At 62.0% G+C, this 25,674-nt stretch carries 19 protein-coding genes; 13 read left to right on the forward strand and 6 right to left on the reverse strand.

The annotated features are described in order from the left end of the window. Nucleotides 1-40: 40 nt before the first annotated feature. The 4 genes from cobJ to cobG are packed head-to-tail and all read right to left on the reverse strand — an operon-like array spanning nucleotide 41 to nucleotide 4,317. Nucleotides 41-1,678, reverse strand: coding sequence for a precorrin-3B C(17)-methyltransferase (cobJ, locus tag AB4N82_RS06870; RefSeq protein ID WP_122764173.1), 1,638 nt, complete (start codon nucleotides 1,676-1,678; stop codon nucleotides 41-43). Continuing rightward, nucleotides 1,678-2,409, reverse strand: coding sequence for a precorrin-2 C(20)-methyltransferase (locus AB4N82_RS06875; RefSeq protein WP_122764174.1), 732 nt, complete (start codon nucleotides 2,407-2,409; stop codon nucleotides 1,678-1,680). Before AB4N82_RS06875 ends, cobJ begins: the two co-directional genes overlap by 1 nt. Then, complete coding sequence (locus AB4N82_RS06880) at nucleotides 2,409-3,035, reverse strand: precorrin-8X methylmutase (RefSeq protein WP_032890608.1); 627 nt, start codon at nucleotides 3,033-3,035, stop codon at nucleotides 2,409-2,411. Before AB4N82_RS06880 ends, AB4N82_RS06875 begins: the two co-directional genes overlap by 1 nt. After that, nucleotides 3,028-4,317, reverse strand: coding sequence for a precorrin-3B synthase (gene cobG, locus AB4N82_RS06885; protein ID WP_277419704.1), 1,290 nt, complete (start codon nucleotides 4,315-4,317; stop codon nucleotides 3,028-3,030). Before cobG ends, AB4N82_RS06880 begins: the two co-directional genes overlap by 8 nt. A 95-nt stretch (nucleotides 4,318-4,412) precedes the next feature. On the opposite strand from cobG, the gene AB4N82_RS06890 reads away from it, so the two are divergent. Together AB4N82_RS06890 and AB4N82_RS06895 are read left to right on the forward strand one after the other, a co-directional pair. Continuing rightward, nucleotides 4,413-5,618: a bifunctional cobalt-precorrin-7 (C(5))-methyltransferase/cobalt-precorrin-6B (C(15))-methyltransferase gene (locus tag AB4N82_RS06890; RefSeq protein WP_032890604.1), complete on the forward strand. Its 1,206-nt coding sequence runs from the start codon at nucleotides 4,413-4,415 to the stop codon at nucleotides 5,616-5,618. After that, nucleotides 5,615-6,334, forward strand: a complete 720-nt coding sequence (locus tag AB4N82_RS06895) for a cobalt-precorrin-6A reductase (protein ID WP_122764176.1) — start codon at nucleotides 5,615-5,617, stop codon at nucleotides 6,332-6,334. The genes AB4N82_RS06890 and AB4N82_RS06895 overlap by 4 nt, the downstream gene beginning before the upstream one ends. Nucleotides 6,335-6,453: 119 nt before the next feature. Here AB4N82_RS06895 and AB4N82_RS06900 read toward each other — a convergent pair whose 3' ends face one another. Further along, the gene (locus AB4N82_RS06900) at nucleotides 6,454-6,705 is read right to left on the reverse strand and encodes a DUF6124 family protein (protein WP_122764177.1); all 252 of its coding nucleotides are present in this window, start codon (nucleotides 6,703-6,705) and stop codon (nucleotides 6,454-6,456) included. Between the two features lie 521 nt (nucleotides 6,706-7,226). Between AB4N82_RS06900 and AB4N82_RS06905 the strand changes: the two genes are divergently transcribed. The 7 genes from AB4N82_RS06905 (at nucleotide 7,227) to AB4N82_RS06935 (ending at nucleotide 12,899) form a co-directional block, all read left to right on the forward strand. After that, entirely contained in the window at nucleotides 7,227-7,526 is a 300-nt protein-coding gene (locus AB4N82_RS06905) for a type II toxin-antitoxin system RelE/ParE family toxin (protein WP_032890654.1), read from the forward strand. A gap of 3 nt (nucleotides 7,527-7,529) precedes the next feature. Beyond that, nucleotides 7,530-7,820: an addiction module antidote protein gene (locus tag AB4N82_RS06910; RefSeq protein ID WP_032890601.1), complete on the forward strand. Its 291-nt coding sequence runs from the start codon at nucleotides 7,530-7,532 to the stop codon at nucleotides 7,818-7,820. Between the two features lie 97 nt (nucleotides 7,821-7,917). After that, nucleotides 7,918-8,313, forward strand: coding sequence for a DUF2946 domain-containing protein (locus AB4N82_RS06915; RefSeq protein ID WP_095186039.1), 396 nt, complete (start codon nucleotides 7,918-7,920; stop codon nucleotides 8,311-8,313). Nucleotides 8,314-8,360: 47 nt separating this feature from the next. Further along, the gene (locus AB4N82_RS06920; protein ID WP_032890598.1) at nucleotides 8,361-8,843 is read left to right on the forward strand and encodes a copper chaperone PCu(A)C; all 483 of its coding nucleotides are present in this window, start codon (nucleotides 8,361-8,363) and stop codon (nucleotides 8,841-8,843) included. An 11-nt stretch (nucleotides 8,844-8,854) separates the two neighbouring features. After that, the gene (locus AB4N82_RS06925; RefSeq protein WP_122764178.1) at nucleotides 8,855-9,268 is read left to right on the forward strand and encodes a DUF2946 domain-containing protein; all 414 of its coding nucleotides are present in this window, start codon (nucleotides 8,855-8,857) and stop codon (nucleotides 9,266-9,268) included. Between the two features lie 93 nt (nucleotides 9,269-9,361). Further along, nucleotides 9,362-11,428: a TonB-dependent copper receptor gene (locus tag AB4N82_RS06930; protein WP_122764179.1), complete on the forward strand. Its 2,067-nt coding sequence runs from the start codon at nucleotides 9,362-9,364 to the stop codon at nucleotides 11,426-11,428. Nucleotides 11,429-11,516: 88 nt separating this feature from the next. Further along, nucleotides 11,517-12,899 (forward strand): PepSY-associated TM helix domain-containing protein, encoded by a 1,383-nt coding sequence (locus tag AB4N82_RS06935; RefSeq protein ID WP_122764180.1) that lies wholly within the window; start codon nucleotides 11,517-11,519, stop codon nucleotides 12,897-12,899. 198 nt (nucleotides 12,900-13,097) lie between these two features. Here AB4N82_RS06935 and AB4N82_RS06940 read toward each other — a convergent pair whose 3' ends face one another. Further along, nucleotides 13,098-20,345, reverse strand: a complete 7,248-nt coding sequence (locus AB4N82_RS06940; RefSeq protein ID WP_460104739.1) for a DUF4329 domain-containing protein — start codon at nucleotides 20,343-20,345, stop codon at nucleotides 13,098-13,100. A gap of 245 nt (nucleotides 20,346-20,590) precedes the next feature. On the opposite strand from AB4N82_RS06940, the gene urtA reads away from it, so the two are divergent. The 4 genes from urtA (at nucleotide 20,591) to urtD (ending at nucleotide 25,393) form a co-directional block, all read left to right on the forward strand. Further along, entirely contained in the window at nucleotides 20,591-21,856 is a 1,266-nt protein-coding gene (gene urtA / locus AB4N82_RS06945; protein WP_032890589.1) for an urea ABC transporter substrate-binding protein, read from the forward strand. Between the two features lie 137 nt (nucleotides 21,857-21,993). Continuing rightward, complete coding sequence (gene urtB / locus AB4N82_RS06950; RefSeq protein WP_099602073.1) at nucleotides 21,994-23,496, forward strand: urea ABC transporter permease subunit UrtB; 1,503 nt, start codon at nucleotides 21,994-21,996, stop codon at nucleotides 23,494-23,496. Next, on the forward strand, nucleotides 23,496-24,563 hold the full coding sequence (urtC, locus tag AB4N82_RS06955; RefSeq protein ID WP_032890586.1) for an urea ABC transporter permease subunit UrtC: 1,068 nt from the start codon (nucleotides 23,496-23,498) through the stop codon (nucleotides 24,561-24,563). Before urtB ends, urtC begins: the two co-directional genes overlap by 1 nt. Then, the gene (gene urtD, locus AB4N82_RS06960) at nucleotides 24,560-25,393 is read left to right on the forward strand and encodes an urea ABC transporter ATP-binding protein UrtD (protein ID WP_095186045.1); all 834 of its coding nucleotides are present in this window, start codon (nucleotides 24,560-24,562) and stop codon (nucleotides 25,391-25,393) included. Before urtC ends, urtD begins: the two co-directional genes overlap by 4 nt. Nucleotides 25,394-25,674 lie beyond the last annotated feature (281 nt).

Genomic DNA, 25,674 nt, shown 5'->3' on the forward strand with positions numbered 1-25,674 from the left:
ACTGCGTCATTCGGAGCTTTCCAGCAGCCAACAGGCCGTTTCAGGAGACGGGTTTTTCGCCGTACCAGCGAGGCGTATATACCCACTCACCACCACCGGCACGGGGGAATGTGCAGGTGGTGGACGAGCCGATCAGCACCATGGTGCGCATGTCCACTTGGTCAGGCGTGAGTTGCCCAAGGGTGGTGACACGCAATGTCTGGCCCGGCCGGCCGATATCGCGGCCCAGCACCACCGGTGTTTGCGGCGTACGGTGCAGCGCGACGATTTCCAGGGCGCGGCCCAACTGCCACGGGCGTGACCGCGAGATCGGGTTATAGAACGCCAGGGCCAGGTCGGCCTGGGAAGCCAGATCCAGGCGTTTCTCGATGATCGACCACGGCTTGAGGTTGTCCGACAGCGACATGACGCAGAAATCATGACCCAACGGCGCACCCGCCTGAGCTGCGGTGGCCAGAGAGGCCGAGACACCGGGCAGGATCTCCAGGTCGACCTGATGCCAGGCCGGATCGCTGGACTCGTGCAACGCCTCGATCACCGCCGCCGCCATGGCGAACACGCCAGGGTCACCGGACGACACCACCACCACCGAACGCCCTTGAGCGGCCAGCTCGAAGGCATGGCGCGCGCGCTGCATTTCTTCGCGATTGTCGGTGCAGTGCTGAACCTGGTCGTCGCGAAATGGCCCGGCCATGCGCACGTAGGTTTCATAGCCCAGCACATCGCTGCAACGTGCCAGTTCGGCTTTCACCGCCGGCACCATCAATTCGGCGGCGCCGGGGCCCAGGCCGATCACGGCAAGGCGGCCACGCGGGCGGCCAACGCGCGACAGGTCTAACGGCTGCTCGGCAACGTCAATCACGATGTCGGCATCCTGGATAACGTTGGTGAAACGCAACGGCACTCCCAATGCCGATGCGGCTTCATGCAGCGACGCCTCGGCCATCTGCGTGTCGCTGGCCAGCAGGCACGCCAGGGATTGCACGGCGATGCCGGCATCATGCAACGCCGCTCGCACTCGCGCAGCCAAATCCGCACCCGGCTTGCAGGTGACAGATACCGTCTTCGGATAGATCAGCAATTCATTGGCCGCCGGCACGCGCTCGGCAGTGCCCACGTGAATCGCCAAACGCGCTTGCTGGTCTTGCGGCAAATTCGCTTGATCCAGCCACGGCGCCGCGCCTTCGATACGCACGCGTTCGCCGGCCAGCAGGTCGGACACGAAGCGCTTGCCCAGCTCCAGATCCGCCAGTTCATAACCCGCAGGTGGGTTGAGCAAACAAGTGCCGAAACGCAGCTCGCCACTGGTGGTGATCGCAGCCGCCACGTTGAGTGCGGCCGCGATGTCCCGCGCCATCACGTTCACACCGCCCAGGCCACCGAGCAACGGCACCACGGCGCTGCCATCTTCCGCCACGGCCAGCACGGCAGGTTCTTCGCCTTTTTCCAGCAGCAGCGGCGCCAGAGTGCGGATCACGATACCGGCCGCGCACAGGGCAATCAGCGGCGTGCCTTGCTGATACAACTGACGCAAGGTGGCGCCGAATTCGCTGTAAGCCTGGTCCGCACCTTCAACCCGTCCGGCCAAGCCGTGGATCACTGCGCCGGGGTACACCTGCTGGATCTTGCGCGCGGTCGCCAGGCTGCCCTGGCCGAGGATGACAATTGCCGGATTCATCACCCTTGCCACCGTTCACCGGGCACGATGATCAGCGAGAAGTACGGTGAGGACGACGGGTCAACCTGATCCAGTGGCACGATTTTCTGGTTGGCCATGGTGGCGCGCTCCACATACAACGCGCGCTCGGCCAGGCCGAGTTCTTCCAACACTTGGCGCACCTTGGGGAAGTTGCGGCCCAGTTTCATGATCACCGCCGCGTCGGCATCCGCCAGGCGGCGCTTGAGGTCTTCATGGGGCAGCACACCCGAGAGCACCGACAGGCTCTGGTTGCGGTACACCAACGGCGCGCCCAGCACGGACGCGCCACCGAGCATCGAGCACACCCCCGGAATGACCTGCGCTTCGTAGCGCTCGGCCAAACGGTCGTGCAGGTACATGTAGGAACCGTAGAAGAACGGATCGCCTTCGCAGATCACCGCCACATCGCGGCCGGCGTCCAGGTGCGCGGCCACGTCGATGCTGGCGGTGTCGTAGAAATCGCTGATCACTTGCTCGTAGGACAGCGGCGCCGGCAGTACCTCGGTGGTCACCGGGTACACCAGCGGCATCAGGGTCTGTTGCGGCACCAAGTGGTCCTCGATGATGCCGAACGCGTTGCCCTTCTTGCCCTTGGCGACGAAGTACGCCACCACTGGCGATTCACGCAGCAGGCGCAGGGCCTTGAGGGTGATCAGCTCCGGGTCGCCGGGGCCGACGCCCAGGCCGATCAAACGTCCGCGTGCCTGCATTATTCGACCTCCGTGGCGAGTGCATTGACCGCCGCAGCGGCCATGGCGCTGCCGCCCAGGCGGCCTTGCATGATCACGAACGGCACACCACGGCTGTCAGCGGCCAGCATCGCCTTGGATTCGGCAGCACCGACAAAACCCACGGGGAAACCGAGGATCAACGCCGGTTTCGGTGCGCCGGCGTCGAGCATTTCCAGCAGGTAGAACAACGCGGTCGGCGCGTTGCCGATCACCACCACGCTGCCTTCCAGGTGCGGGCGCCACAGCTCCAGGGCAGCGGCGGAACGGGTGTTGCCCAGCTCGCGCGCCAGCTGCGGCACGCTGTCATCGCGCAGGGTGCAGATCACCTCGTTGTTGGCCGGCAGGCGCGCGCGGGTCACGCCTTCGGAGACCATCCGCGCATCACACAGAATCGGCGCGCCAGCGGCCAGCGCATCGCGCCCGGCCTTGCCGGCGCCTTCGGAGAATTGCAGGCCGTCGATGGCGTCGACCATGCCGCAGGCATGAATCACCCGCACCGCGAGTTTTTCCAAATCAGCCGGGATACGGTCCAACTTGGCTTCCGCGCGAATAATGGCGAAGGAGTTGCGATAGATCTCCTGACCGTCGCGGATGTAATCAATCATCGGTGTTGCTCCGTGGACGAGCGCGCAACAGGGCGCTCGCCGCTTCAATGGAAAGAGTGCGCGCGTGCAGCCGGCCGAAACCTGGGTGGGCTGCATCGCGAAAATAGAGGTCGTAGTGGCCGGGGCTCACCGCCAGCAAGGTGACCGGCGCAGTGTGCGCGGCGGCGCAGGAGCGCGGGCAGCCGGTCAGGTGCACGTCATGGTCGAGTTGCTGCGCAGCCAGTTGCAGGGCATCGGCCTTGGTATCGGCCAGGGCCTTGGCGCAGCCGCTGGAACCGGTGCAGGCGGTCAGGCGCGCCAGCGGTTGGTCGATGGTGCAAAGAAAGCCCAACTGCGCCAAGCGCTCGGTCACGGCGTGAGGTTTTTCGACGTTGGGCAACAGCACGCCTTGCCAGGGGGTGAAGCGCAAGGTGCCGTCGCCATAGTCGCGGGCGAGTTGTGCGGCGCCCTTGAGCATCGTCGAATCCAGGCGACCCAAGGGCGCGATAGCAGCGACATAGAACTGATTTTTTTGAGGCTGTGGATAAGTGCCAAGGTGCAGTAAAGCGCCACTGGGCGGGCGTTTGAAGCCATCGATCGGCAGCAGCGGCAGGCGCAGATGGCTCAGTAAGTTATCCACAGGCAAATGGCGCATGCGTGTTTGTTCTGGGGTGGCCAGGTCGAGAAAGGCTTCCAGCACGGCCACCACCAGCGCGTGGCCCTGATCCAATGGCACAGCTGCCAATGGCGCATCCAGGCCCGGACAGCCGGCCAGACCGAACGCGAGCAGCGTCTCGCCATCGCGTAGGAACGCCGACAGCCACAGATCGTGATGATGTTCGAGCATCGCCAGATCCTCACCGCCGTCCAACTGCACGGCGAACTTGGCCGACAACTCATGGAAACGCGGGTGGTTTTGCAGGGTGGCGAGGATCTGCTCGGCCAGCGGGCGGGTGTCGAACAGCATCTGCGGGTCGATGCCGGCGCTGGGGCTGAGCATCAGATTGCGCACATCGTCACCGGCGGCGTTGCTCGGGCCGAGGCCTGCGGCCAGCAGTGTGGCAATCAGCGCATCCTGCTCGGCGCCGATCCCGCGTATTTGCAGATTGGCGCGGTTGGTCGCCTCGATCACCCCGCTGGCATAGGCCTGGGCGGCATCCGCCACAGCGTCGGCTTGTGCTGAGGTGATCGAACCACCGGCCAATTTGATCCGGCAGATACCGCCATCCAAGGCCTGGACGATACGCAGCAACCCCGGACAAGCCGAGGGGCGCAAGGTATTCAGAGCGGGCGTTGGGTTCACGGGGCTACCGGTTCACAGGTAAAGGCGCGGTATTATGCCTGCTTTGTCCGGCGGCATGAAAAGCCTGCCCGTCGGATGTCGCTCAAGGAATGGATATGTCGCCCTGGCTGACGGTTGTAGGCATCGGTGAAGACGGCTTCAAGGGCCTGGGCAGAAATGCCCGGCATGCCCTGCTGCGCGCCACGCGGATTATAGGTGCTCAGCGCCAGTTGGACCTGTTGCCGGTGTGTATTCGCGGCGAGCGCCAAGTGTGGCCGAGCCCGTTTTCCCTTGAGCCGGTGCTGACGCAGCGCGGTACGCCTGTGTGTGTGCTGGCCAGCGGCGATCCGATGTTCTATGGCGTGGGGGCCAGTCTGGCGCGGCAGGTCGCGGCTGAAGAACTGCTGATTTTACCGGCGCCGTCGTCGGTGTCGTTGGCGGCAGCGCGGCTGGGCTGGCCGTTGCAGGAAGTGGTGACGTTATCCGTGGTGGCCCGACCGTTGGCGGCGATCAATGCGCATCTGGCCACGGGGGTGCGGTTGCTGGTGTTGAGCAATGACGGCAGCAGTCCTGCGTTGATTGCTTCGTTGCTGGCTGAGTCCGGGTTTGGGCCCAGCCGGTTGAGCGTGTTTGAACACCTGGGCGGTGTCGACGAGCGGCGCATCGATGGCTTGGCTGATGATTGGCAACACGCGCGCGTCGCTGATTTGAACCTGATCGCCATCGACTGCCTGGCCTGCAGCGACACACCGCGCCTGTCGCGCATCGCTGGCCTGCCCGATTCCGCCTTCCACCACGACGGCCAACTGACCAAACGCGATGTGCGCGCCATGACCCTCGCCCGCCTCGCCCCGATGCCCGGCGAACTGCTGTGGGACGTGGGCGCGGGCAGCGGCTCCATCGGTATCGAATGGATGCGCGCTCACCCGAGCTGCCGCGCATTGGCGATTGAAGCCGACGCAGGCCGCCAGGGCCTGATAGAACACAACCGCGACGCCCTCGGCGTGCCGGGTCTGCAACTGATTCGCGGCAAAGCGCCGGACGCCTTGCATGGTCTGGAGGCACCGGACGCCATCTTCATCGGCGGCGGTGTCACCCGCGACGGCGTGCTCGACACCTGCTGGCAACACCTGCGCCCCGGCGGTCGGCTCGTCGCCAACGCCGTGACCCTGCAAAGTGAAATGACCCTGATGAACTGGCGCGCTCAACATGGCGGCGAACTGACGCGCATCCACGTCGCTCAGGCCCAGCCGCTGGGTGAATTCGATACGTGGCGGCAGGCGCTTCCGATCACCTTGCTGGAAGTGGTCAAGCCGCGATGAAACGGATTCTGCTGTTGGGTGGCGTGACCGAAGCGCTCGCCATCGCTCGCACGTTGGGCCCGGAGCATATCTACAGCCTGGCGGGCGTGGGCCGTGTGCCAACGGATCTCACCTGCCAAGTGCGTGTCGGCGGTTATGGCGGCGCCGAAGGATTGGCGCAATTTGTTCGCGACGAACAGATCAGCCTGATCCTCGACGCGACCCATCCGTATGCGGCGCAGATCAGCCGCAATGCCGCCGAGGCGGCAAAGGTGTGCGGTGTGCCGTGCTGGGCATTACGTCGCCCGGCGTGGCAACCGCAGGCCGGTGACGATTGGCGTGAGGTCAGTGATTGGGCCGAGTTGATTACGGCGTTGAAACCCTTCAAGCGCCCGCTGTTCACTTTGGGCCGCGAGCCGTTGCAGCATCTTGATGAAATCCCCGCCGACCAGTTCTGGACGCTGCGCGCGCTGGATGTGTATCCGGGCAATGAGCGGTGTGAAGTGATCGGCGCCCGTGGACCGTTTTTGATTGAAGACGAGCGGGTGTTGTTTGAACGGCGTGGGATTGATGTGCTGATCAGCAAAAACAGTGGCAGCACGGCCACCGAGCCGAAGTTGGAAGTGGCGCGCGAGCGTGGAGTGCCGGTGTTGGTGTTGAAGCGGCCGGTATTGGCGGCGGTGGACAGGGAGTTCCCAACGGTGGCGGCGGCACTGCAGGCAATCCACTCTCCCTGAATAACGCAGTTCAAATGCGGGAGGGGGCTTGCTCCCGATTGCAGTAGATCAGCCAATAAATCAGTGACTGACACACCGCAATCGGGAGCAAGCCCCCTCCCACATTTTGAACTGCATTGTTAGCTGCTTGCGGCGGACACCTGCCCAACGCCGCTGTGTACACGATCAGCCAACAACTGCGCCAGCTCAATCAACTGCGCAACGCCCAGCAACTCCTCTCGTTTTCGACCTTCCAGATCAAACGCCAAGTCACAACTCAGCGCGTTAGCCGAGGCGAGTGTTCCGCTGAGGTTGACCAACAGGTCTTCGGTGCTGATGCCATCGGCCACGGTGAAGAGCCGGACGGGGGGATTTGGGGTGGGCTTAATCATTGTGAAGCTCCTTAGGAAAGTGGAGCTGCCACTGATTCGCCGCGACGCGATAGGGTGGCAGCTGTACGCAGGTTCGCGGACCGGTCCTAAGGCAACCCGGCATACCCGAAGGTATCCCGCGCACAGCCACCATTGCGCCGCACAGTAGACGATAAAAAAGCGCCAACTGAAAGCAGACGATGACGCTCAGCGTCCATAGGAACCCGGGCCGCGACGCCCGTCCGCTGCGTTTGCAGCGGTGCGCGGAGACTAGAGACCGAGTGTCCTAGGGACAACCTCAAATCCCTGTCGGAAATTTCTGCTTGTACGAATAACTAGCCAAACGACTAGCTATTTGGCCTCCCTCCAAAAAGTCGATTCCCCCTACAAACACTTCCGAACCAGCTGGCTGGCTCAGCCAAAAGCCCCCGCCCTAACCTCCACCCTCGCGGTTTTGGGTTAACTCCCCGCGAGGGGGCACGCCGTTTCGACAACGTGTCACAGCTTGCCATTTTGTATCCTGAGGAATACGATCCGTGACAATTGAGTTCAATGAAACCACTGAGTTTGTCAAATGGTTGGAAGCAGTTCGGGACCCGTTCGTAAAAGTTCGCGTAATCAAGAGAGTGCGAATGGCTGAAGCCGGAAATTTTGGTGACTGCGAGTCAGTGGGGGATAGCGTGTTTGAAATGCGGATCCATTACGGCCCAGGGTATCGCGTTTACTTCACCCGCCGAGACGAGGTGGTTTATCTGTTGCTAATCGGCGGTGACAAATCAACACAGAGCAGAGACATCAAACGTGCAAAGCAAATCGCAATAAATTTTGGTAGCGAGGAATAAATTATGAGCGAGTCCTTTACCCGCTTCGATGCGGCAAAATATCTGAAAACCCCTCTGGAGATGGCTGCATATTTAGAGACCTGCTTTGAGGATGATGCTGGTGATGGTCTATTGATTCGTACCGCTCTTAACGATATCGCCCGCGCCCAAGGCATGACCCAAGTAGCCCGCGACGCCGGCCTCGGAAGAGAAAGTCTATACAAAGCCCTCTCCAGCAATGGCAATCCCGAGTTCGCGACTATCATGAAAGTCATGAAGGCTTTGGGCCTCAAGCTTCACGCCACAGCGATCTGATAGCACTGCGACACCAAACCACACCACCGCTTTTTACTTATCCCCCCCGATCAGGCTAAATACCCGCCTGATCGTTTAACCCTACGGATTGTCCGCCATGGCCCGTCAACGCTTTGCAATTGCCTGGATCGCCTGCCTTGCAGTGCTGTTCAATGCGTTTGCCATGCCGATGGCCAGTGCGATGCAGCAGGCGGATGACCCGGTCAAGCAATTGCTCTGGGGCAGTTTCTGTTCTTCCAATGGTGCAAGTCTCAAGACCATCGCCCTGGGCAAGCTGGAGATTCCGGCGCCGCAGCAGGATGATCATTCCACCATGCAGCATTGCTGGTGTTGCTCAGGTTCGGCGCCGTTGGTGGCCTTGCCAGGGCATGTGCCCCAGTTGTATGTCACGCGGTTCGATGCGTTCCAGAATCTGCCGTCGTCTTCGCCCCAGCAACCCACCCCGCGCCAGCAATGGCCGAGCCTCAACCCCCGCGCGTCTCCAACGGTCTGATTGTCTTCGCAAGTGAACTGCGTTTAGAACCGTTCTGGAGAACTGCCATGCTCAAATCTTCCCTGCTTCTGGCCGCGTTGTTGCTGCCGGTGTTCAGTGCCGCCAATGCCGAGGACTACAAAGCCGGCGACTTGCTGGTCAGCGATCCCTGGTCCCAGGAATTGCCACCCAATGCACCCACCGTCGCTGCGTATTTCGTGATTCACAACACCGGTGCTGAGCCGGATCGCCTGGTCGGCGTCGCCACGCCGGTGGCCGAGAAGGCCGAGTTGCATGAGCATGTGATGCAGGGTGACTTGATGAAGATGCAACAAGTACCGAGCGTCACCGTGCCAGCCAAAGGTGACCTGACCTTCGCGCCCATGGCCTATCACGTGATGCTGCTGGGTCTCAAAGACCGCAGCCTGTTGGCCGATGGCAAGCAATTCCCCCTGATCCTGACCTTTGAAAAAGCCGGCAAGGTCGAGGTGGAAGTGTCCGTACAGAAAGTACCGCCGATGGCCGGCCACGAGCATAAGCACGCTCAATAGGCCAACACTCGATGGGCGCCCCTCGCGCCAGGCTCTCTCCACACCACCGCGTGAAGCGCGGCAGTTGGATCAGCCTGTTTGCCATGCTGATGATCTTTATCGGTCCGCTGATTTCCCAAGCGATGCCGATGGATCATCACGCCGGTATGTCGATGTCGATGCCAATGAGCATGTCCATGGACATGCCGGACGAGCATGGCGAATCCCATCACCCTAAAGCCCCCGACGAACATCACGCGCTCTGGGCCAAGTGCGGTTACTGCGACCTGCTGTTCAGTTGCCCCGCCCTGCCCGGCAGCGTCTCCTACGTCACCCTCAACACCCCGCCGCCGGCCAATGCGCTCACCCCCGCTACGCGCCTGGGTCATGCCCGGCAGAGCATCTTCCCCGGCGCCCGCAGCCGTGCGCCGCCCATCGCCGCGTAAACCCTAAGCACCGTTACTTCACCCCGGCCGACTTTAGACAGACAGCCGCAGGCTGCTGGCCGTGTTGTTTACGATTGATTGATGGAATTTGTCATGTCCAGGTTTTCTGCTGACACCCGTTTGGGATGTACCCCTGTGCTCGCCGTTTTATGCGGCGCCCTGCTGACGCCTCAGGCCCATGCCGAAGAGCATGAACATGAACTGAGCCCCACTGTGATCACCGCGATTGCGCCCAGCTCCCCCCTGACCGTGGTCACGAACCCGAAAGACCCGCGCCAACCGGTGCCCGCCAGCGATGGTGGCGACTACCTCAAGACCATCCCCGGCTTCGCCCTGGTGCGTAATGGCGGCACCAATGGCGACCCGGTGCTGCGTGGCATGTTCGGCTCGCGCCTGAATATCCTCACCAACGGCAGCATGATGCTCGGCGCCTGCCCAGGCCGCATGGACGCACCCACTTCGTATATTTCCCCGGAAACCTACGACACCCTCACGGTGATCAAAGGCCCGCAAACCGTACTCTGGGGGCCAGGCGCCTCGGCCGGTACCATCTTGTTCGACCGCGAGCCCGAGCACTTCGGCGAACTGGGCACACGGCTCAACGCGAGTGTGCTGGCAGGCTCCAATGGGCGTTTCGACAAGGTCATCGATGCCGCTGCCGGTGGGCCTCTGGGCTATGTGCGGGTGATCGGCAACCAGGCCCATGCCGACGATTACAAAGACGGCAACCACGACACCGTTGCTTCGCGCTACGACAAGTGGAACGGCGACGTGGCCGTGGGTTTCACCCCCGACGCGGACACCCTGCTGGAACTCACCGCAGGGCGTGGCGACGGCGAGGCGCGCTACGCCGGACGCGGCATGGACGGTTCACAGTTCCTGCGCGAAAGCCTCGGGCTGCGTTTCGAGAAGTCCAATATCGGTGAGGTGCTGGATAAGGTCGAGGCGCAGGTCTACTACAACTACGCCGACCATGTGATGGACAACTACAGCCTGCGCACGCCGTCGGGCACCGGGATGATGGCCGGGCCGATGGCCTCCAACGTTGACCGTCGAACCCTCGGTGCGCGGATCAAGGCCACTTGGCGCTGGGCCGATCTGCAGTTGATCGGCGGCCTGGATGCGCAGACCAATGAACACCGCCAACGCAGCAGCATGGGCATCGACACCTACAAAGAGTTGCCCAAGGTCAAGGACGCCAACTTCCACAACTACGGCGTGTTCGGCGAACTGACCTGGTACGCCGCCGACCGCGATCGACTGATCACCGGCGCACGTCTGGACCGCGCCTCGGCCAAGGACTTCCGGCAAACCACCGGCTCCGGGATGAGTGCACGCGCCAACCCGACCGCCGACGACACCCGCGCCGATACCCTGCCCTCGGGCTTTATGCGCTACGAGCACGACCTGGCCGACAGCCCCACCACCCTCTACGCCGGCCTGGGCCACTCGCAACGCTTCCCGGATTACTGGGAGTTGTTCTCTCCCAACACCGGCGCGGTCGGTTCGGTGAATGCCTTCGACGGCGTGAAACCGGAGAAGACCACCCAACTCGACTTCGGCGCGCAATACAAAGCAGACGACCTCGAAGCCTGGGCTTCTGGCTACATCGGGCAAGTACGTGACTTCATCCTGTTCGACTACCGGCCGGGCATGATGGGCACCACCTCCCAGGCCCGCAACGTCGATGCTCGCATCATGGGCGGTGAAGTGGGCGCGGCGTACAAGCTGACCCGTCATTGGAAAGCCGACGCGACCCTCGCCTACGCCTGGGGCAAGAACAGCAGCGACGGCAAGGCCCTGCCACAAATGCCACCCCTGGATGCACGCGTGGGCCTGACCTACAGCGAAGACGACTGGAGTGCGGGCGCGCTGTGGCGAGTGGTCGCCGCGCAGAACCGTATCGATCAGAACAAGGGCAACGTGGTCGGCAAGGACTACGACAAGAGCAGCGGCTTTGGCGTGTTCTCGCTGAACGGCGCCTATCGCATCACAAAAAACGTCAAGGTCAGCACCGGCGTCGACAACCTGTTCGGCAAGGCCTACGCCGAGCATTTGAACCTCGCGGGCAATGCCGGCTTCGGCTACCCGGCCAACGACCCGCAAGCCATCAAGGAGCCGGGGCGAACCCTCTGGACTAAAATCGACATGAGTTTCTAAAGCACCGCAGTAGGAGTCGGCCTTACCGACAGCGGGGTTGCCTGGCAGCCCCACACCTAAGATCTATAGCCTTGCGGAGCACTACCTGATGAAGACTCAAAAAATCTCTTTCTACAACCTGGCCTGGCGCTGGCATTTCTACGCTGGCCTCTTTGTCGCCCCCTTCATGGTGCTGCTGGCTGTGACCGGCATCATCTACCTGTTCAAACCCCAACTCGACCCGCTGATGTACGGCAACCTGCTGACCGTACCCGCAGCCGAACACGCCTTGAGCGCCGACGAACAATTGATGCGCGCCCAACGCGCTTACCCCAAAGGCGCGATCAGCAAATACCTGCCGCCGGCCGACGCCACCAGCAGCGCGCAGTTTGTGATGCACAACGAGGGTCGCGAAGTGACGGTGTTCGTCGACCCTTATCGCGGCACCGTACTCGGTGAGCAGGACGCAACCTACAACCTGCAAGCCATCGCTCGTGCGCTGCACGGTGAACTGATGATCGGCACTACCGGCGACCGCCTCATAGAACTCGCCGCCGGGTGGGGCGTGATGTTGGTCGTGTCCGGTGTGTATTTGTGGTGGCCGCGTGGCAAGTCTTCAGCGGGGGTGCTGTGGCCACGCCTGGGCAGTCGCGGCCGGGTGTTCTGGCGCGACCTGCACGCGGTCGCCGGGTTCTGGGGCGCGGCTTTTTTGCTGGTGATGCTGCTCAGCGGCATGACGTGGACAGGCTTCTGGGGCAAGCAGTACGCGGGGCTGTGGAATACCTTCCCAGCGGCGATGTGGAACAACGTGCCGCAGTCCGACCAGCAGGCGCGAGTGCTCAACACTGCGGCCCAACAGACCGTGCCCTGGGCCATGGAAAATACGCCGATGCCCATGTCCGGCGACCACGCCGAACACATGAACCACGGCGCCATGCACGCAGGCCCGGCCGCGCCGACCATCCGCCTGCAACAGGTGGTGGATTTGGCCTCCGCACGCAAGGTCGAGCCAGGCTACAGCATCACCTTCCCCACCACCGCCACCGGCGTGTTCACCGTCGCGGTGTTCGCCAACGACCCGCGCAACGACGCCACTCTGCATGTGGACCAATACACCGGCAAAGTCCTCGCCGATGTGCGCTGGGAGCACTACAACTGGGTAGCGCGGACTACCGAGACCGGCGTGATGCTGCACGAGGGCAAGATGTTCGGCTGGGTCAACCAACTGATCGTACTGGTGATCTGTCTGATGATTTTGCTGAGCGCCGTCAGTGGCGTGGTGATCTGGTGGAAGCGCAGGCCCCAGGGCGGCCTGGGGGTGCCGCCGTTGCGCCACGACCTGCCGAAGTGGAAAACCGCGATGGTGATCATGCTTGGGCTGGCGATCATTTTCCCGCTGGTGGGCGCTTCGCTGATCGCCGTATGGGCCTTGGATCGTCTGGTGCTGTCGCGTTTTTTTGGGCCGCGTGAGTCCGCCCCAGGTTCAGCATGAACCCGGCGAGGACCCAAGACAGAGGCCTTCTTTAGCCTTGCGCGCCCCTTGTCCCGCAGCGGATAAGTGCTAGCTCATCACACGTTCTGCGTCATCGTTGCTCGCCGCTCATCGCGGCGAGCAACCCTCCAAGCAGAACAAACGACCGATCACCCAGTACCTTGCCAGCGGCCTGATGCACACGCGCTGAGCACGGGATTACAGCTCATCACGGTCACGCAGTTGAAGCGGTTCGTCGACCAAGGGTTCGTCGGTTCCCACCTCTTTGCGACGGTCCTTTAGCACCTCGGAAATCAGCCCCTCGTTATGCCAGTAGCCATCCCGATCGAGTACCGACAGTTGACCGACTCCAGCCAATCGCCTGAAAAACTCAACAGACGTGAGACTGGCCGCAGACGTCATCAGCTCATTTTCCGGGGATGAAAGCCCCAACACGTATTTCAACAGCGCGCCCCCCCGAGTCATCAGGTAAAAGTTCGTCGTAGAGCGTGACTGAGCCTTGAGAATGCGGATGCAATAAGCCAGGAATGTCGGTTCGATAAAGTTGCTGTTCTGCGAATCATCCTCGGACGCCGCACTCTCGACGGGCGCCGTGTCCCGGTAAGCCAACTGCGCACCCACCACCCGGTACAGGTCCGGAAAGTCCGGGTAAGGTACCGGCCCGCTCGCTGGCGGCGACATCGGCTGCACAGGCCCCGAAGGCCCGGTGTAAAACAGGCGGAACAGGCGCGTCGCATCCAGCCCCGGCCACAGCGGCAAGGTGGTGATGAACGATGAGTCGTTCGGGTTGGCCAGGACCGCGGCGACATAGTTATGGCCCTGGATTGCCGACAGCCGACGTTGAACGTAGCGGGCGGCATCGTCTGGGTGGGAAAACAACGGACCGCAACCCATCGGGTAATCGAAGAATCCTTCTCCCGTTCCCGGCTGCCAGCCGGGCGTGATTCGTCGCGTACCCGCCCAGACCGATCCCTCGACCAGGACATCAAGGTTGCCGAGTCCAGCCAGCTCATGCACATAGTCAAGCAGCGTGATCTTGCCCTCGTGCAGTTGCTGGCGAAGCGTCGGGAAATGACTGCGATCGTCCAGCGCCTCGTCCGTTTGCAGGTATTGATACCTGAGCAACGCCCCCTCCGGGCAGGACAGGTACAGCGATAGCTGCTTGCCCTTCACACCATGGCGGGCGAAGCGAATGCCATTGTCGATGACCATGGGCGAATGAATCATTTGCCCATGGGGGTCGTGCCCCGGTGTCAGTGTTTCAAGGGCCGCACATAGATAGATACCTTCCAGGACATAACCCTGGGGCAGCAGGCCGCTTGGAAACACCTGCTCGAACTTCCAATAACTGCTACGCACCAGCGGCATCGTCACCATGTACTGCTCTTTGCGCGCGTCCTTGAACACGTAGCCGAACTGCAACGCGGACCCGTACTGACAGCGTTCATGGGCATAACGCACAGCCGCCCGCTCCTGGGCAAATACCGGACTGAAGGCAGGATCCGCCAGGGCGTTTTCGATCTGAGCCCCAGGCAAGCGAAACGCTTTGGGAACAAACCCCTGAAGTAAACGCGGCGGCCCCCAGACCTCGCTGCCTTCCACAACGCGCAAGCGCCCCGCCTTGCTCAAGCGCTGGACAAACGCTTCTGGCGTGAGCTCTCCTGCGCGGATCTGTTGCTCAAGCGTGTTCTCCAGGCGGTCCTCCCGCACCAGATTCAGGGGCGCCAAATCGTCTTTCAACGCCGCTTCCAGCAACGAGTTGCTGCGGCTGTAACTGATGATGCTGCCGTCGGCGCCGAACAGGTACTCACGGCTCAGGGTGGCATGGGCAGTGGTCAGCACAGCACTGATCACCCGGGTCGAGAGCATAGTGCGGTAGATGTCACGTTGCGTGGCATCCAGGGTAAACGGCAGTTCGCGCCCCGGGCTTGAACGGTAGCGCGCCACCAGGGTATGGGCCGCGGGAAAGCCGCCAACCGCTACCATCTCATCAGGGAAAATCCAGGTGTGCTCGAAGTCTTCGCGCGGCACGCTGACCGGTTCAGTGGCAACGAACAGGCCGTCAGGACGCTGGAGAATCAGGCCGCCGAACAGCCGCCGTCCATTGACAGCCTGAAGGCGAGAATGGGCATACCGCGCCGCGTCATCCTGCTCGTTGAACACTGGCCCCAGACGGCGGCGAATAAAGTGGGCGTAGGGTCGCCAGCGCGAAGATTCCTTGCTCACCGCGCCCCGACGGTCCCAGCATTGACTGGAGTACAGCACCGTCAAATCACCGGTTTGCGCCATCAACGTCACATAGCGGCGAATATCCAAAGTGCCGCTGCGCAGGCTCATCCCCTGCACGCTGACTTCGCCGCCATTCTCGCCGCCACTGAACAGCGAGGTCTTGGCCGGCTGATAGCGCAATAGCGCGCCCTCAAGCGTCGACAGATAAACCGGTAACACGTCGCCGGTATCCGCGCCCAGCAAATGACGGGCATCTTTCTCGGCCCGTTGCAGCAATTGCGGAGTCGCGAAAAAGCGGGTCAACCAGGCTTCAGAAGAACTCACGCCGCTGGGCAACCATTGCTGGGAATAGAGCATCCCGGCCACCACGAAACCATGAGCGAAATCCCCTCCTTCAAGATAAGGCGCGCCGAGCGATGCGTTACTTAACCGCCCCTCAGACGCCTGCGGAGCCAGCTCGCTGACCACGTATTCATTTTTTTGCGGGTGCTTGAGCAAGTAAGCCGTATACCCCTGAGCCTCCAGGCTGCGCCCATGGCCACGCTTATGGGCATTGATCGCCGCAGCGTCCAGGGTGGTGAAAATGGCGCTCAACGACGGCGTTTGCGGGGCTACCTGAGCGTATTCGAAATTTGGCGTCCAGTCGTCATAGACTCGCAGGCGCGGCCCCCACAACCGTGTATGGCTGAGCACCCGCAGTTCGCCTGCGTCCGCCAGGCGGATCACGATATCTTGCGGTTTGAGCGCACCGCGTTCCAGGCGAAGACGGTAGCTATCAACCCCCGGCGTTTGACGGGTATTGGCCAGTACCAACGCTTCCTTTTGTGAGCCGCTGGGGATGTAACAGATCAGGTTGTTGGGCGTTCCGCTCAAGTACGCCGGAAGCCCGGACTGGATCACCGAACGGATTTCCTGATCGGCGAACATCGTGACGGTGATCTCAAGATCGGTCAGTGTCCAACCCAGACGGCGCCAACGTTCCAAGTCAGCTTGGGACAGCGGTGGATGGGAACTGTAGCGCCCACAAATGACATGCTCGGCGGGCGGTACGACTAACCCATTGTCGGACGATGACAGCAGCAAGTCTGCGGCAAAGCCATTGCCCTGGAAACGTACCGGTTCGGTGAACGTGAAGCGCTGGTCAGGACGCCGCAGGATGTAGCCGCCATACCCCGCATCACGCCGTATGCCGATGCGCTCGTGGGCGTGCCGCGCGGCATCGTCGGCACTCAGGAAGGTTGCATCGACGCTATCACGCTTGGCCGTACCCAGTGGCAGGACTTCACTGTCATACACCACCCCTCGCTCGGTCCAAAGCTGGCCTGTCTGGCGTACCGTCAGCTCGCCCGCACGAATAACGCGACGCACAAACGCCCGGGGAGACAACGAACCGTCCATCAACGCTACCTGGTTACCGTTATCCGTCACCGTGCCGTCAATGGCCACATTGAACAGTTCAGTGGCCGCCTTGGCTTCGGGCGCTTGCCATTGCAACAGCGCCCCGTCGTCGGTGTGCAAAAACAGCTTCAAGCCCATCTCGGCAATCTGCAGGCTCTTCGTGGCGGCCGCCTGATTCATCGCCATGACCAGCAGTTGAGGGCTGACGAAACGCTTGTACAGCCAGGGTTCCGTGGCGGGTAACGGCGTGTCGGCAAAAGGCGCCGGGGAATAATAGAAGCCCACCACGCGATGATTGGAGGGCAGCCGGGGCTGGCCGTTGTTGCGTACCGGGAACAGCCCGGTCAACGCAGCGCCCAGGGCCGTGGGTTCGGTGGCGACATAGGTCGAAGCCGTCAGGTGCTTGAGGACAACCCCCTGATAGCCGGTCCGGGGCAAACCCGCCGAAAAGCTCAAGGCCACCAACACCGCCGCTTGCGCGGTACTGACGATCGGGGTGAAGAACGGTTGTGCCTGCGCAACCCCGTCGCTGCTCACTGGACTGCGCAAGGTCCAGTCCTGAGGCACCTTGCCGCGTACACCGCCCCACACGGGCGAGGGTACCAGCACGTGTAACTCGCCGGCTTTCGCCAACCGCCACACAGCGCCTTCGAACGCGGAGAATGGCACGACCGGCTCGGTGCCTGTCAGTTGAGCCTTGAGGCTTGTCTCCTCGGCCGAGCCGCTGCTCACATATTTGAGCAGCGAGTTGACCGTCCCAGACAGGTAATGCACGCGCGCAAAGTTACGATGGGTGATGACAAACACCTGGTCGGCGTTGGAATAAAAACTGTTGAACAGCTCAACCTGATCCGCGGTGAAACCGGGGTTGAATTGTCTTATCGAGCCTTCGTCGGCGGGGTGGGAATGGTAGAGCGCATGGCACTCGTAAGGATGGGGCGCGATAAAGTTGCCCTCATCGTCCACTGCCAGGATCGTGCTGAAATCGAACAGCACCTGCTCACCGCTGGCCGGATGCGTGGCGAAGTAGCGGTTGCCGCGTTTGAGAATGAGCCCGCCATACTCTTTGTCACGCCGTGTGCCGATCTGGTTGTGTGCCCAGCGCGCAGCGTCATCGGGCTGAATGAAGGCCGGCCCCACCTTCACCTCCGGGACACCGGCAAACGGTCGCCACGCTGCGGTGACCACACCCGCGCGGTCCCACATGCGGTTGGTGGCGAGCACGGTCAGCTCACCGACGGCCGCGACCTGCCGGACATAGTCCTGGGGTGTGAGGCTGCCTGTGAGCAGCGCGTTATCGGCCTCAGGGCTGCTACCGAGGAGTTCGATTTCTGCGGGCGAGAAGTTAAATCGGTAGCGCAACAGCGCCCCATCTGCGGATTGCTGATAGAGCCCAAGCGGCTGATCCGGCACCTGCAGGTTAGCGATAAGACCAGCCTGCTGTGCCGCGCTCCCCAAACCCAACGGCGGAAAAAAGCTGCGGTACAACCAGGGTTGGTTCACCGCCACGCGGCCGTGTTCGGCAGGAGGGTCGCAGTAAAAACCAACAATGTGATGCTCGTCCGGCAGCAGGTAATTGCCGTCCGCATCCGTCGATAACAGGTGGCTCACATAAAAGCGTGGCTCGTCGAGGAGGTGGGCCTGGGTCGCGACGAATTCATCCTTGCCATCGCGCTTGAGCACCAGCCCAAGGCTCCAGGACGTCCTGGCGCCGCTGCCGAGCGCCACGCCCGCTTGAATGGCATCGCTGACCGTGGCGCAGACGTGGGACAACAGCGGCAACAACCCCGGCGCTGGCGCAGCGAACGCCTGATAGGGCTGCCAGCTCTGCGGAACTACCCCCCGAGAGCCGCCCCACAACGGGTTGCTGGTGACAAAGCTCAACTCACCCACCGCGAGCATTTTTTTAACGTGACTTTCTATCGAACCATCCGTCCCCCACGCTGCCTCGCTGACCTTGCCCAAAATCCACTTGGCGTATTGCGCCTCAGCGAACGACCCACTGGGGCGATAGCGCACCAGAGAATCATCGGGACCCGACAAGTAAGACAATGCAAAGTTGTGCTGATAGGTGATATCCCCAGCGGCATCCCATGGAGAAAAGAAATTCAGATAGGCCTTCACCTGATGCTCGGACATCTTCGGGTTGGCACTGGCAACCTGTTCGTAATCCGCCGGATGGGAATGATAAAGCCCGGCGCGGCGGTAACCGGCAATCGGCAAGAAACTGCCATCCTCGCGGGTGCCGAGGACCTCGCGGATGTCAAACTCAAGCCCCTGACCACTGACCGGTTCTGTGGCAAAAAAATACCCTTGCAGGTTGCGCAGAATCACACCGCCGTACTCACGATCACGCCGTGCACCAATACGCCGGTGCGCCCACAACGCTGCGTCATCGGCATGAATAAAGGCCGGGCTCAATGCGGGCAGCGTCACCGATGTGCCGCCGGAGCCCGGCGTGGTGGTAGATGTGGGCTGTGTAACGGTCTTGTCCGGCACCCAGTTCTCATCGACGACACCAGCCACACTCCACAATGCGCTGGTCTGCTCCACGCTCAGTTGCCCGGTGCTCGCCACCCGCCGTACAAAGTCGCGCGGGCTCATCTGGCCGCTCAACAGCGCGGCGTCCAAACCGTCATCCACGACAGAGCCATCCGCCTCAACCTTGAACAGTGCCGCTTCGGCACTGGTCAGGGAGCAGCGGTATTTGAGCAACGCTCGCCCCTGGGTACGGTAATAAATCGACACGCCCAAGGCCTGATCCACCGTCTCCAGCGTGTGCGCCTGGTAGATGCCGAGCGCCAGCGCCCGTGGCGCGAAGAATGCCTGGTAGAGCTCTGGCTCCTGGACGGGGAGCACGGTCGCCGGTGGCGTTGGCCCCAGGTAGAAACCCGCTACCCCATAATCGGCGGGCAATGCGAACTTGCCCTCGCGACTGGGGAACAGTTGCCGCAAGAAAGGCTGGTGAGGGTCGAGGGTCCTACCGACAGTGGCGATATAGGCCTCCTTGTCGCGAGCCTTGAGCAACACGCCGCCAGCACCACCGCCGGCGAGGGCCGAGCGAATGGCCTTGGTAGCTTGATCGAAGACGGAGGTAAACAAGGGCAACTCGGTCAACGTGGACGAACTGAAGGGTTCGAACACTACCCAGTTCGCCGGCACCTTACCGAAAGAACCGCCCCACAGTGCAGTAGGCACAATCAGGCTCAGCTCGCCCAGCGTGGAGACCTTTTTCACAAACTCATTGAAGGGCCCATACACCCCCACCCGACTGCCGGCCGGTTTTCCCGCCCGCAGCCACAGTGCGAAGCTGCGCTCCGGGGACGAACCGCTGGGCGCGTAGCGAATCAGTGAGCCGTCCGGCCCCGATAGATACGCCGCCGGAAAGAATTCGCGATCATCCACATCGTGGCTGAAGTCCGAACCTGAAAAAAAACCGAGAAACGCCTTGGCCATTCGCTCGTCGAACGACGGATTGCGCTCGCGGATCAACGCGTGCTGGGCCGGGTGCGAATGGTAACTGGCGACGCAGGTGTAGCCCCTGGGTTGCTGGTAATAACCTTCGGCGCTGATGCCCAGAACGTTGAGCAGATCGAACTGCATGCCATCCCCTGGCACCGGATCGGTGGCGAAGTATTTACCGGCGGGGTTTTTCAGGATGACGCCGCCGTACTCGCGGTCGCGGCGGTCGCCGATTTTCCGATGGGCCCAGTACGCGGCGTCGGCCTCATGCACAAACGCCGGGCTTAACGGCGGCAAGCGCGACGCTCCCCTCCCGGCACCGGCAGCGCGTTCTTGGCGTGATAATCGAATAGCCATACACATTCCTTTTGACTGAGTGTTGGCGGCCATTCTTGTACCTCTGGGAAGGCGTCGAGCGGTAAGTAGTTAGCCCGCACCGTTAGCGTGCGCCAGCGCGCACATCATCCGGTTCAAAGCCCCGATCTGGTGCGCGAAATCCTGGGCAAAACGTCAAGCACGCATGAATGCATCGCGACGGCACTGATAGGCACAGCCCTTGCAATTGCTCCCCCATAACAACATTGACCTATGGAGACCGCACCATGAAGCGTCGCAGCTTGATCAAGGCTTTCACCCTGTCGGCATCCATTGCCGCCATGGGCATGACCTGGACTATCCAGGCCGCCGAGACCATTAAGGTCGGCATCCTGCATTCGCTGTCCGGGACCATGGCCATCTCGGAAACGTCCCTCAAGGACATGGCGCTGATGACCATCGACGAGATCAACGCAAAGGGTGGGGTGAACGGCAAGATGCTTGAACCGGTGGTCGTGGACCCAGCCTCGAACTGGCCGCTGTTCGCCGAAAAAGGCCGCCAGTTGCTGACCCAGGACAAGGTCGCGGTGGTGTTCGGTTGCTGGACGTCGGTGTCGCGTAAATCGGTGTTGCCAGTGTTCGAAGAACTCAATGGCCTGCTGTTCTACCCGGTGCAATACGAAGGTGAAGAGATGTCGCCCAACGTGTTCTACACCGGTGCGGCGCCGAACCAGCAAGCGATCCCGGCGGTGGAATACCTGATGAGCGAAGAAGGCGGCAGCGCCAAGCGCTTCTTCCTGCTGGGCACCGACTACGTGTACCCGCGCACCACCAACAAGATCCTGCGCTCGTTCCTGCATTCCAAAGGCGTAGCGGATAAAGACATCGAAGAGGTCTACACCCCGTTCGGCCACGCCGACTACCAGACCATCGTTGCCAACATCAAAAAATTCTCCGCCGGCGGCAAGACCGCTGTGATCTCCACCGTGAATGGCGACTCCAACGTGCCGTTCTACAAGGAACTGGCCAACCAGGGCCTGAAAGCCACCGACGTACCGGTCGTGGCGTTCTCCGTGGGCGAAGAAGAACTGCGCGGCATCGACACCAAGCCGTTGGTGGGCAACCTCGCCGCGTGGAACTACTTCCAGTCGGTGGAGAACCCGGTCAACCAGAAATTCGTCGCAGACTGGAAAGCCTACGCCAAGAAACACAACCTGCCGGGCGCGGACAAAGCCGTGACCAACGACCCGATGGAAGCCACTTATGTGGGCATCCATATGTGGGCCCAGGCAGCAGAGAAAGCCAAGTCCACCGACGTCGACAAAGTACGTGAAGCCCTGGCCGGCCAGACCTTCGCCGCGCCGTCCGGCTTCACCCTCACCATGGACAAGACCAACCACCACCTGCACAAGCCGGTGATGATCGGTGAGATCCAGGCGGACGGGCAGTTCTCGGTGGTGTGGCAGACCCAGGAGCCGATCCGCGCCCAGCCGTGGAGCCCGTACATTCCTGGCAATGACAAAAAACCGGATCACGCTGTGAAGAGCAACTAAAGCCCTACCACAAGTCAAATGTGGGAGGGGGCTTGCCCCCGACGGCGGTAAGTCAGTGACAGAAGTATCACCTGACACTCTGCTATCGGGGGCAAGCCCCCTCCCACACTGTCCACGCATGATCAGGACATTTGTTTATGCCCACTGCCCTCACACGCTACTTCCTGACGCTGCTGCTGTTGCTGCCCCTGGCCGCACACGCCAGCGACGCCGAAGACTTCCAGGCCGCCAACCCGACGCAACAAGCCAAGCTCCTCCAGGACTGGGCTGCAAAGCCTGACCCGGCGCGCATCGAGTTGGTGGACGCCCTGCAACAAGGTCAGATTACGGTCAATGGCGAAACCAAAACCGTGCGCCTGAACAACCGCCTGCGCGGCTTGATCGATAACGTGCAAGCCAGCCAGCAACTGCTCGCCGCCGACCCCAAGGTGCGCTTGGCGGCTGCGCAAACGCTGCAAAAAACCGCGCAACCTGCGCAGCTCAAATTCCTCGACCAGCAAGTTGCCGCCGAAACCGACGAAGGCGTGCACACCGCCCTGAGCCTGGCCCTGGCCAACCTGCAACTGGTCGACACCGACCCGGCCGTGCGCCTGGCTGCCGTGCGCTTGCTTGGCAGCACCGGCGACCCGCTGGCCCGCACGCGCCTTGAAGCCCTGCTCGCACCTGGCGTCGAAACCGATGCCGCCGTGCACACCGCCGCCGAAACCAGCCTGGCCCAGGTCAAACGCAAATTGATGTTTGGCGAAATCCTCGGCCAGGCCTTCAGCGGCATGTCCCTGGGCTCGATCCTGCTGCTCGCGGCCCTGGGGCTGGCGATCACCTTCGGCCTGCTCGGCGTGATCAACATGGCCCACGGCGAGATGCTGATGCTCGGCGCCTATTCCACCTACGTGGTGCAACTGCTGATGCAGCGCTACGTGCCTGCGGCCATCGAGTTCTACCCGCTGATCGCGCTGCCGGTGGCGTTTTTCGTCACCGCCGCGATCGGCATGGCCCTCGAGCGCACGGTGATTCGTCACTTGTACGGCCGGCCATTGGAAACCCTGCTCGCCACCTGGGGCATCAGCCTGATGCTGATCCAGGCCGTGCGCCTGGTGTTCGGCGCGCAGAACGTCGAAGTGGCCAACCCTGAATGGTTGTCCGGCGGTATCCAAGTGCTGCCCAACCTGGTGCTGCCTTACAACCGCATCGTGATCATCGCCTTCGCACTGTTTGTCGTCGTCCTCACTTGGCTGCTGCTCAACAAGACGCGCCTGGGCCTCAACGTGCGCGCCGTCACCCAGAACCGCAACATGGCCGCCTGCTGCGGCGTGCCCACCGGGCGCGTGGACATGCTCGCCTTTGGCCTGGGCTCGGGCATCGCCGGGTTAGGCGGCGTCGCGCTGAGCCAGATCGGCAACGTCGGCCCGGACTTGGGCCAGAGCTACATCATCGACTCGTTCCTGGTGGTGGTATTGGGCGGTGTCGGACAGTTGGCCGGTAGCGTCACGGCGGCCTTCGGCCTGGGTATCGCCAACAAGATTCTGGAACCGCAGATCGGCGCCGTGCTCGGCAAGATCCTGATCCTCGCGCTGATCATTCTGTTTATCCAGAAACGCCCGCAAGGACTCTTCGCACTGAAAGGACGGGTGATCGACTGATGAACCAGCCATTGATGCTTACGGCCGCGCAAAAGGCCGGCCCCAAGGCGACGATTGCCACCGGTGTGATCATCCTGATCCTGCTGCTGGCCTTGCCGCTGTGCTCGCTGCTCTCGCCGGAAAACCCGCTGCATGTCTCGGCCTACACCCTGACGCTGGTGGGCAAGATCCTCTGCTACGCCATCGTCGCCCTGGCCCTGGATCTGGTGTGGGGTTACGCCGGGATGCTGTCCCTCGGTCACGGTTTGTTCTTCGCCCTCGGCGGTTATGCAATGGGCATGTACCTGATGCGCCAGGCGTCCGGCGATGAACTGCCGGCGTTCATGACCTTCCTGTCGTGGACCGAATTGCCCTGGTATTGGGCCGGCACCGATCACTTCCTCTGGGCGCTGTGCCTGGTGGTATTGGCGCCGGGTGTACTCGCTTTGGTGTTCGGTTTCTTCGCTTTCCGTTCGCGGATCAAGGGCGTGTATTTCTCGATCATGACCCAGGCCCTGACCTTCGCCGGGATGCTGTTGTTCTTTCGCAACGAAACCGGGTTCGGCGGCAATAACGGCTTTACCAACTTTCGCAGCATCCTGGGTTTTGGCATTACCGAGCCGGGCACACGGGCAGCGTTGTTCCTGGCCACGGTGCTGCTGTTGGTCGCCAGCCTGTACATCGGCTGGCGCCTGGCCCAGAGCAAGTTCGGCCGGGTGCTGACCGCCCTGCGCGACGCGGAGAACCGCCTGATGTTCTGTGGCTACGACCCGCGTGGTTTCAAGCTGTTTGTGTGGGTGTTGAGTGCGGTGCTGTGCGGTTTGGCCGGCGCCTTGTACGTGCCACAAGTGGGCATCATCAACCCGAGTGAAATGTCGCCGACCAACTCCATCGAAGCCGCCGTGTGGGTGGCCTTGGGCGGGCGCGGCACCTTGATCGGCCCGCTGCTCGGCGCCGGTGTGGTCAATGGCATGAAGAGCTGGTTCACCGTGGCCTTTCCGGAATACTGGCTGTTCTTCCTCGGGGCGCTGTTCATCATCGTCACCCTGTACCTGCCCAAGGGCGTTATCGGCTTGCTGAAGAAATGAGGAACGTCATGCTCGAACCTATTTTTGACGCGGGCAGTGGCCGCGATGCCATCGGCATCGGCCAGGCCGCGGGCAAGGGCCTCAACACCCGCCATGGCACCATCCTGACCCTGGAAGACATCAGCGTCAGCTTCGACGGTTTCAAGGCACTCAACGACTTGAATCTCTACATCGGCGTCGGTGAACTGCGCTGCATCATCGGTCCCAACGGCGCGGGCAAGACCACGATGATGGACGTGATCACCGGCAAGACCCGGCCCAGCCACGGCAATGCCTGGTTCGGCGAAACCCTGGACCTGACCAGCATGAGCGAAGTGCAAATCGCCCAGGCCGGTATCGGCCGCAAGTTCCAGAAGCCAACGGTGTTCGAAGCCTTGAGCGTGTTCGAAAACCTGGAGCTGGCGCAGAAGACCGACAAGTCGGTGTGGGCCAGCTTGCGTGCACGCTTGAGTGGCGAGCAGAAAGACCGGATTGATGAAGTGCTCGATACCATCCGCCTCACTGCCTCGGTGCATCGCCCCGCCGGGTTGCTGTCCCACGGCCAGAAGCAGTTCCTGGAAATCGGCATGCTGCTGATGCAAGACCCGCAACTGTTGCTGCTGGACGAACCGGTGGCGGGCATGACCGACGCCGAAACCGAATTCACTGCCGAACTGTTCAAGCGCCTGGCGGGCAAGCATTCGTTGATGGTGGTGGAGCACGACATGGGCTTTGTCGGTTCGATTGCCGACCATGTGACGGTGTTGCACCAAGGCAGCGTGCTGGCCGAAGGGTCGCTGGAACAGGTGCAGGAAAATGAGCGGGTGATCGAGGTGTATCTCGGTCGCTGAACAGCTTCAGGCGGATGCGAAAATGTGTGTTGCGCAGGACTATGTGGTGAGCAGGACTGACTATGTGCTGAGTAGGACTTTGTGGTGAGCAGGACTGACTATGTGCTGAGTAGGACTTTGTGGTTAGCAGGACTATTTGCTGAGCAGGACTATGTGGTGAGCGGGCTTGCCCCGCGCTGGGTCGCGAAGCGGCCCCAGAACCAGGCAATGAGTTTTACCTGATAGAACGCGGTGAATGGGAAAGGGGCCGCTTCGCGGCCCAGCGCGGGGCAAGCCCGCTC

It is taken from the genome of Pseudomonas sp. H1_D04 (genome assembly GCF_054683855.1).

What these genes read in the sequence shown, in the direction of transcription:
- AB4N82_RS06920 (WP_032890598.1), top strand. Translation starts at nt 8,361, where the DNA reads ATGCTCAAATCTTCCCTGCTTCTGGCCGCGTTGTTGCTGCCGGTGTTC.
- AB4N82_RS06910 (WP_032890601.1), top strand. Translation starts at nt 7,530, where the DNA reads ATGAGCGAGTCCTTTACCCGCTTCGATGCGGCAAAATATCTGAAAACC.
- urtB (WP_099602073.1), top strand. Translation starts at nt 21,994, where the DNA reads ATGCCCACTGCCCTCACACGCTACTTCCTGACGCTGCTGCTGTTGCTG.
- AB4N82_RS06900 (WP_122764177.1), bottom strand. Translation starts at nt 6,705, where the DNA reads ATGATTAAGCCCACCCCAAATCCCCCCGTCCGGCTCTTCACCGTGGCC.
- AB4N82_RS06930 (WP_122764179.1), top strand. Translation starts at nt 9,362, where the DNA reads ATGTCCAGGTTTTCTGCTGACACCCGTTTGGGATGTACCCCTGTGCTC.
- AB4N82_RS06890 (WP_032890604.1), top strand. Translation starts at nt 4,413, where the DNA reads ATGTCGCCCTGGCTGACGGTTGTAGGCATCGGTGAAGACGGCTTCAAG.
- AB4N82_RS06880 (WP_032890608.1), bottom strand. Translation starts at nt 3,035, where the DNA reads ATGATTGATTACATCCGCGACGGTCAGGAGATCTATCGCAACTCCTTC.
- urtD (WP_095186045.1), top strand. Translation starts at nt 24,560, where the DNA reads ATGAGGAACGTCATGCTCGAACCTATTTTTGACGCGGGCAGTGGCCGC.
- AB4N82_RS06940 (WP_460104739.1), bottom strand. Translation starts at nt 20,345, where the DNA reads ATGGCTATTCGATTATCACGCCAAGAACGCGCTGCCGGTGCCGGGAGG.
- AB4N82_RS06895 (WP_122764176.1), top strand. Translation starts at nt 5,615, where the DNA reads ATGAAACGGATTCTGCTGTTGGGTGGCGTGACCGAAGCGCTCGCCATC.
- AB4N82_RS06915 (WP_095186039.1), top strand. Translation starts at nt 7,918, where the DNA reads ATGGCCCGTCAACGCTTTGCAATTGCCTGGATCGCCTGCCTTGCAGTG.
- AB4N82_RS06875 (WP_122764174.1), bottom strand. Translation starts at nt 2,409, where the DNA reads ATGCAGGCACGCGGACGTTTGATCGGCCTGGGCGTCGGCCCCGGCGAC.
- AB4N82_RS06935 (WP_122764180.1), top strand. Translation starts at nt 11,517, where the DNA reads ATGAAGACTCAAAAAATCTCTTTCTACAACCTGGCCTGGCGCTGGCAT.
- cobJ (WP_122764173.1), bottom strand. Translation starts at nt 1,678, where the DNA reads ATGAATCCGGCAATTGTCATCCTCGGCCAGGGCAGCCTGGCGACCGCG.
- urtC (WP_032890586.1), top strand. Translation starts at nt 23,496, where the DNA reads ATGAACCAGCCATTGATGCTTACGGCCGCGCAAAAGGCCGGCCCCAAG.
- AB4N82_RS06925 (WP_122764178.1), top strand. Translation starts at nt 8,855, where the DNA reads ATGGGCGCCCCTCGCGCCAGGCTCTCTCCACACCACCGCGTGAAGCGC.
- urtA (WP_032890589.1), top strand. Translation starts at nt 20,591, where the DNA reads ATGAAGCGTCGCAGCTTGATCAAGGCTTTCACCCTGTCGGCATCCATT.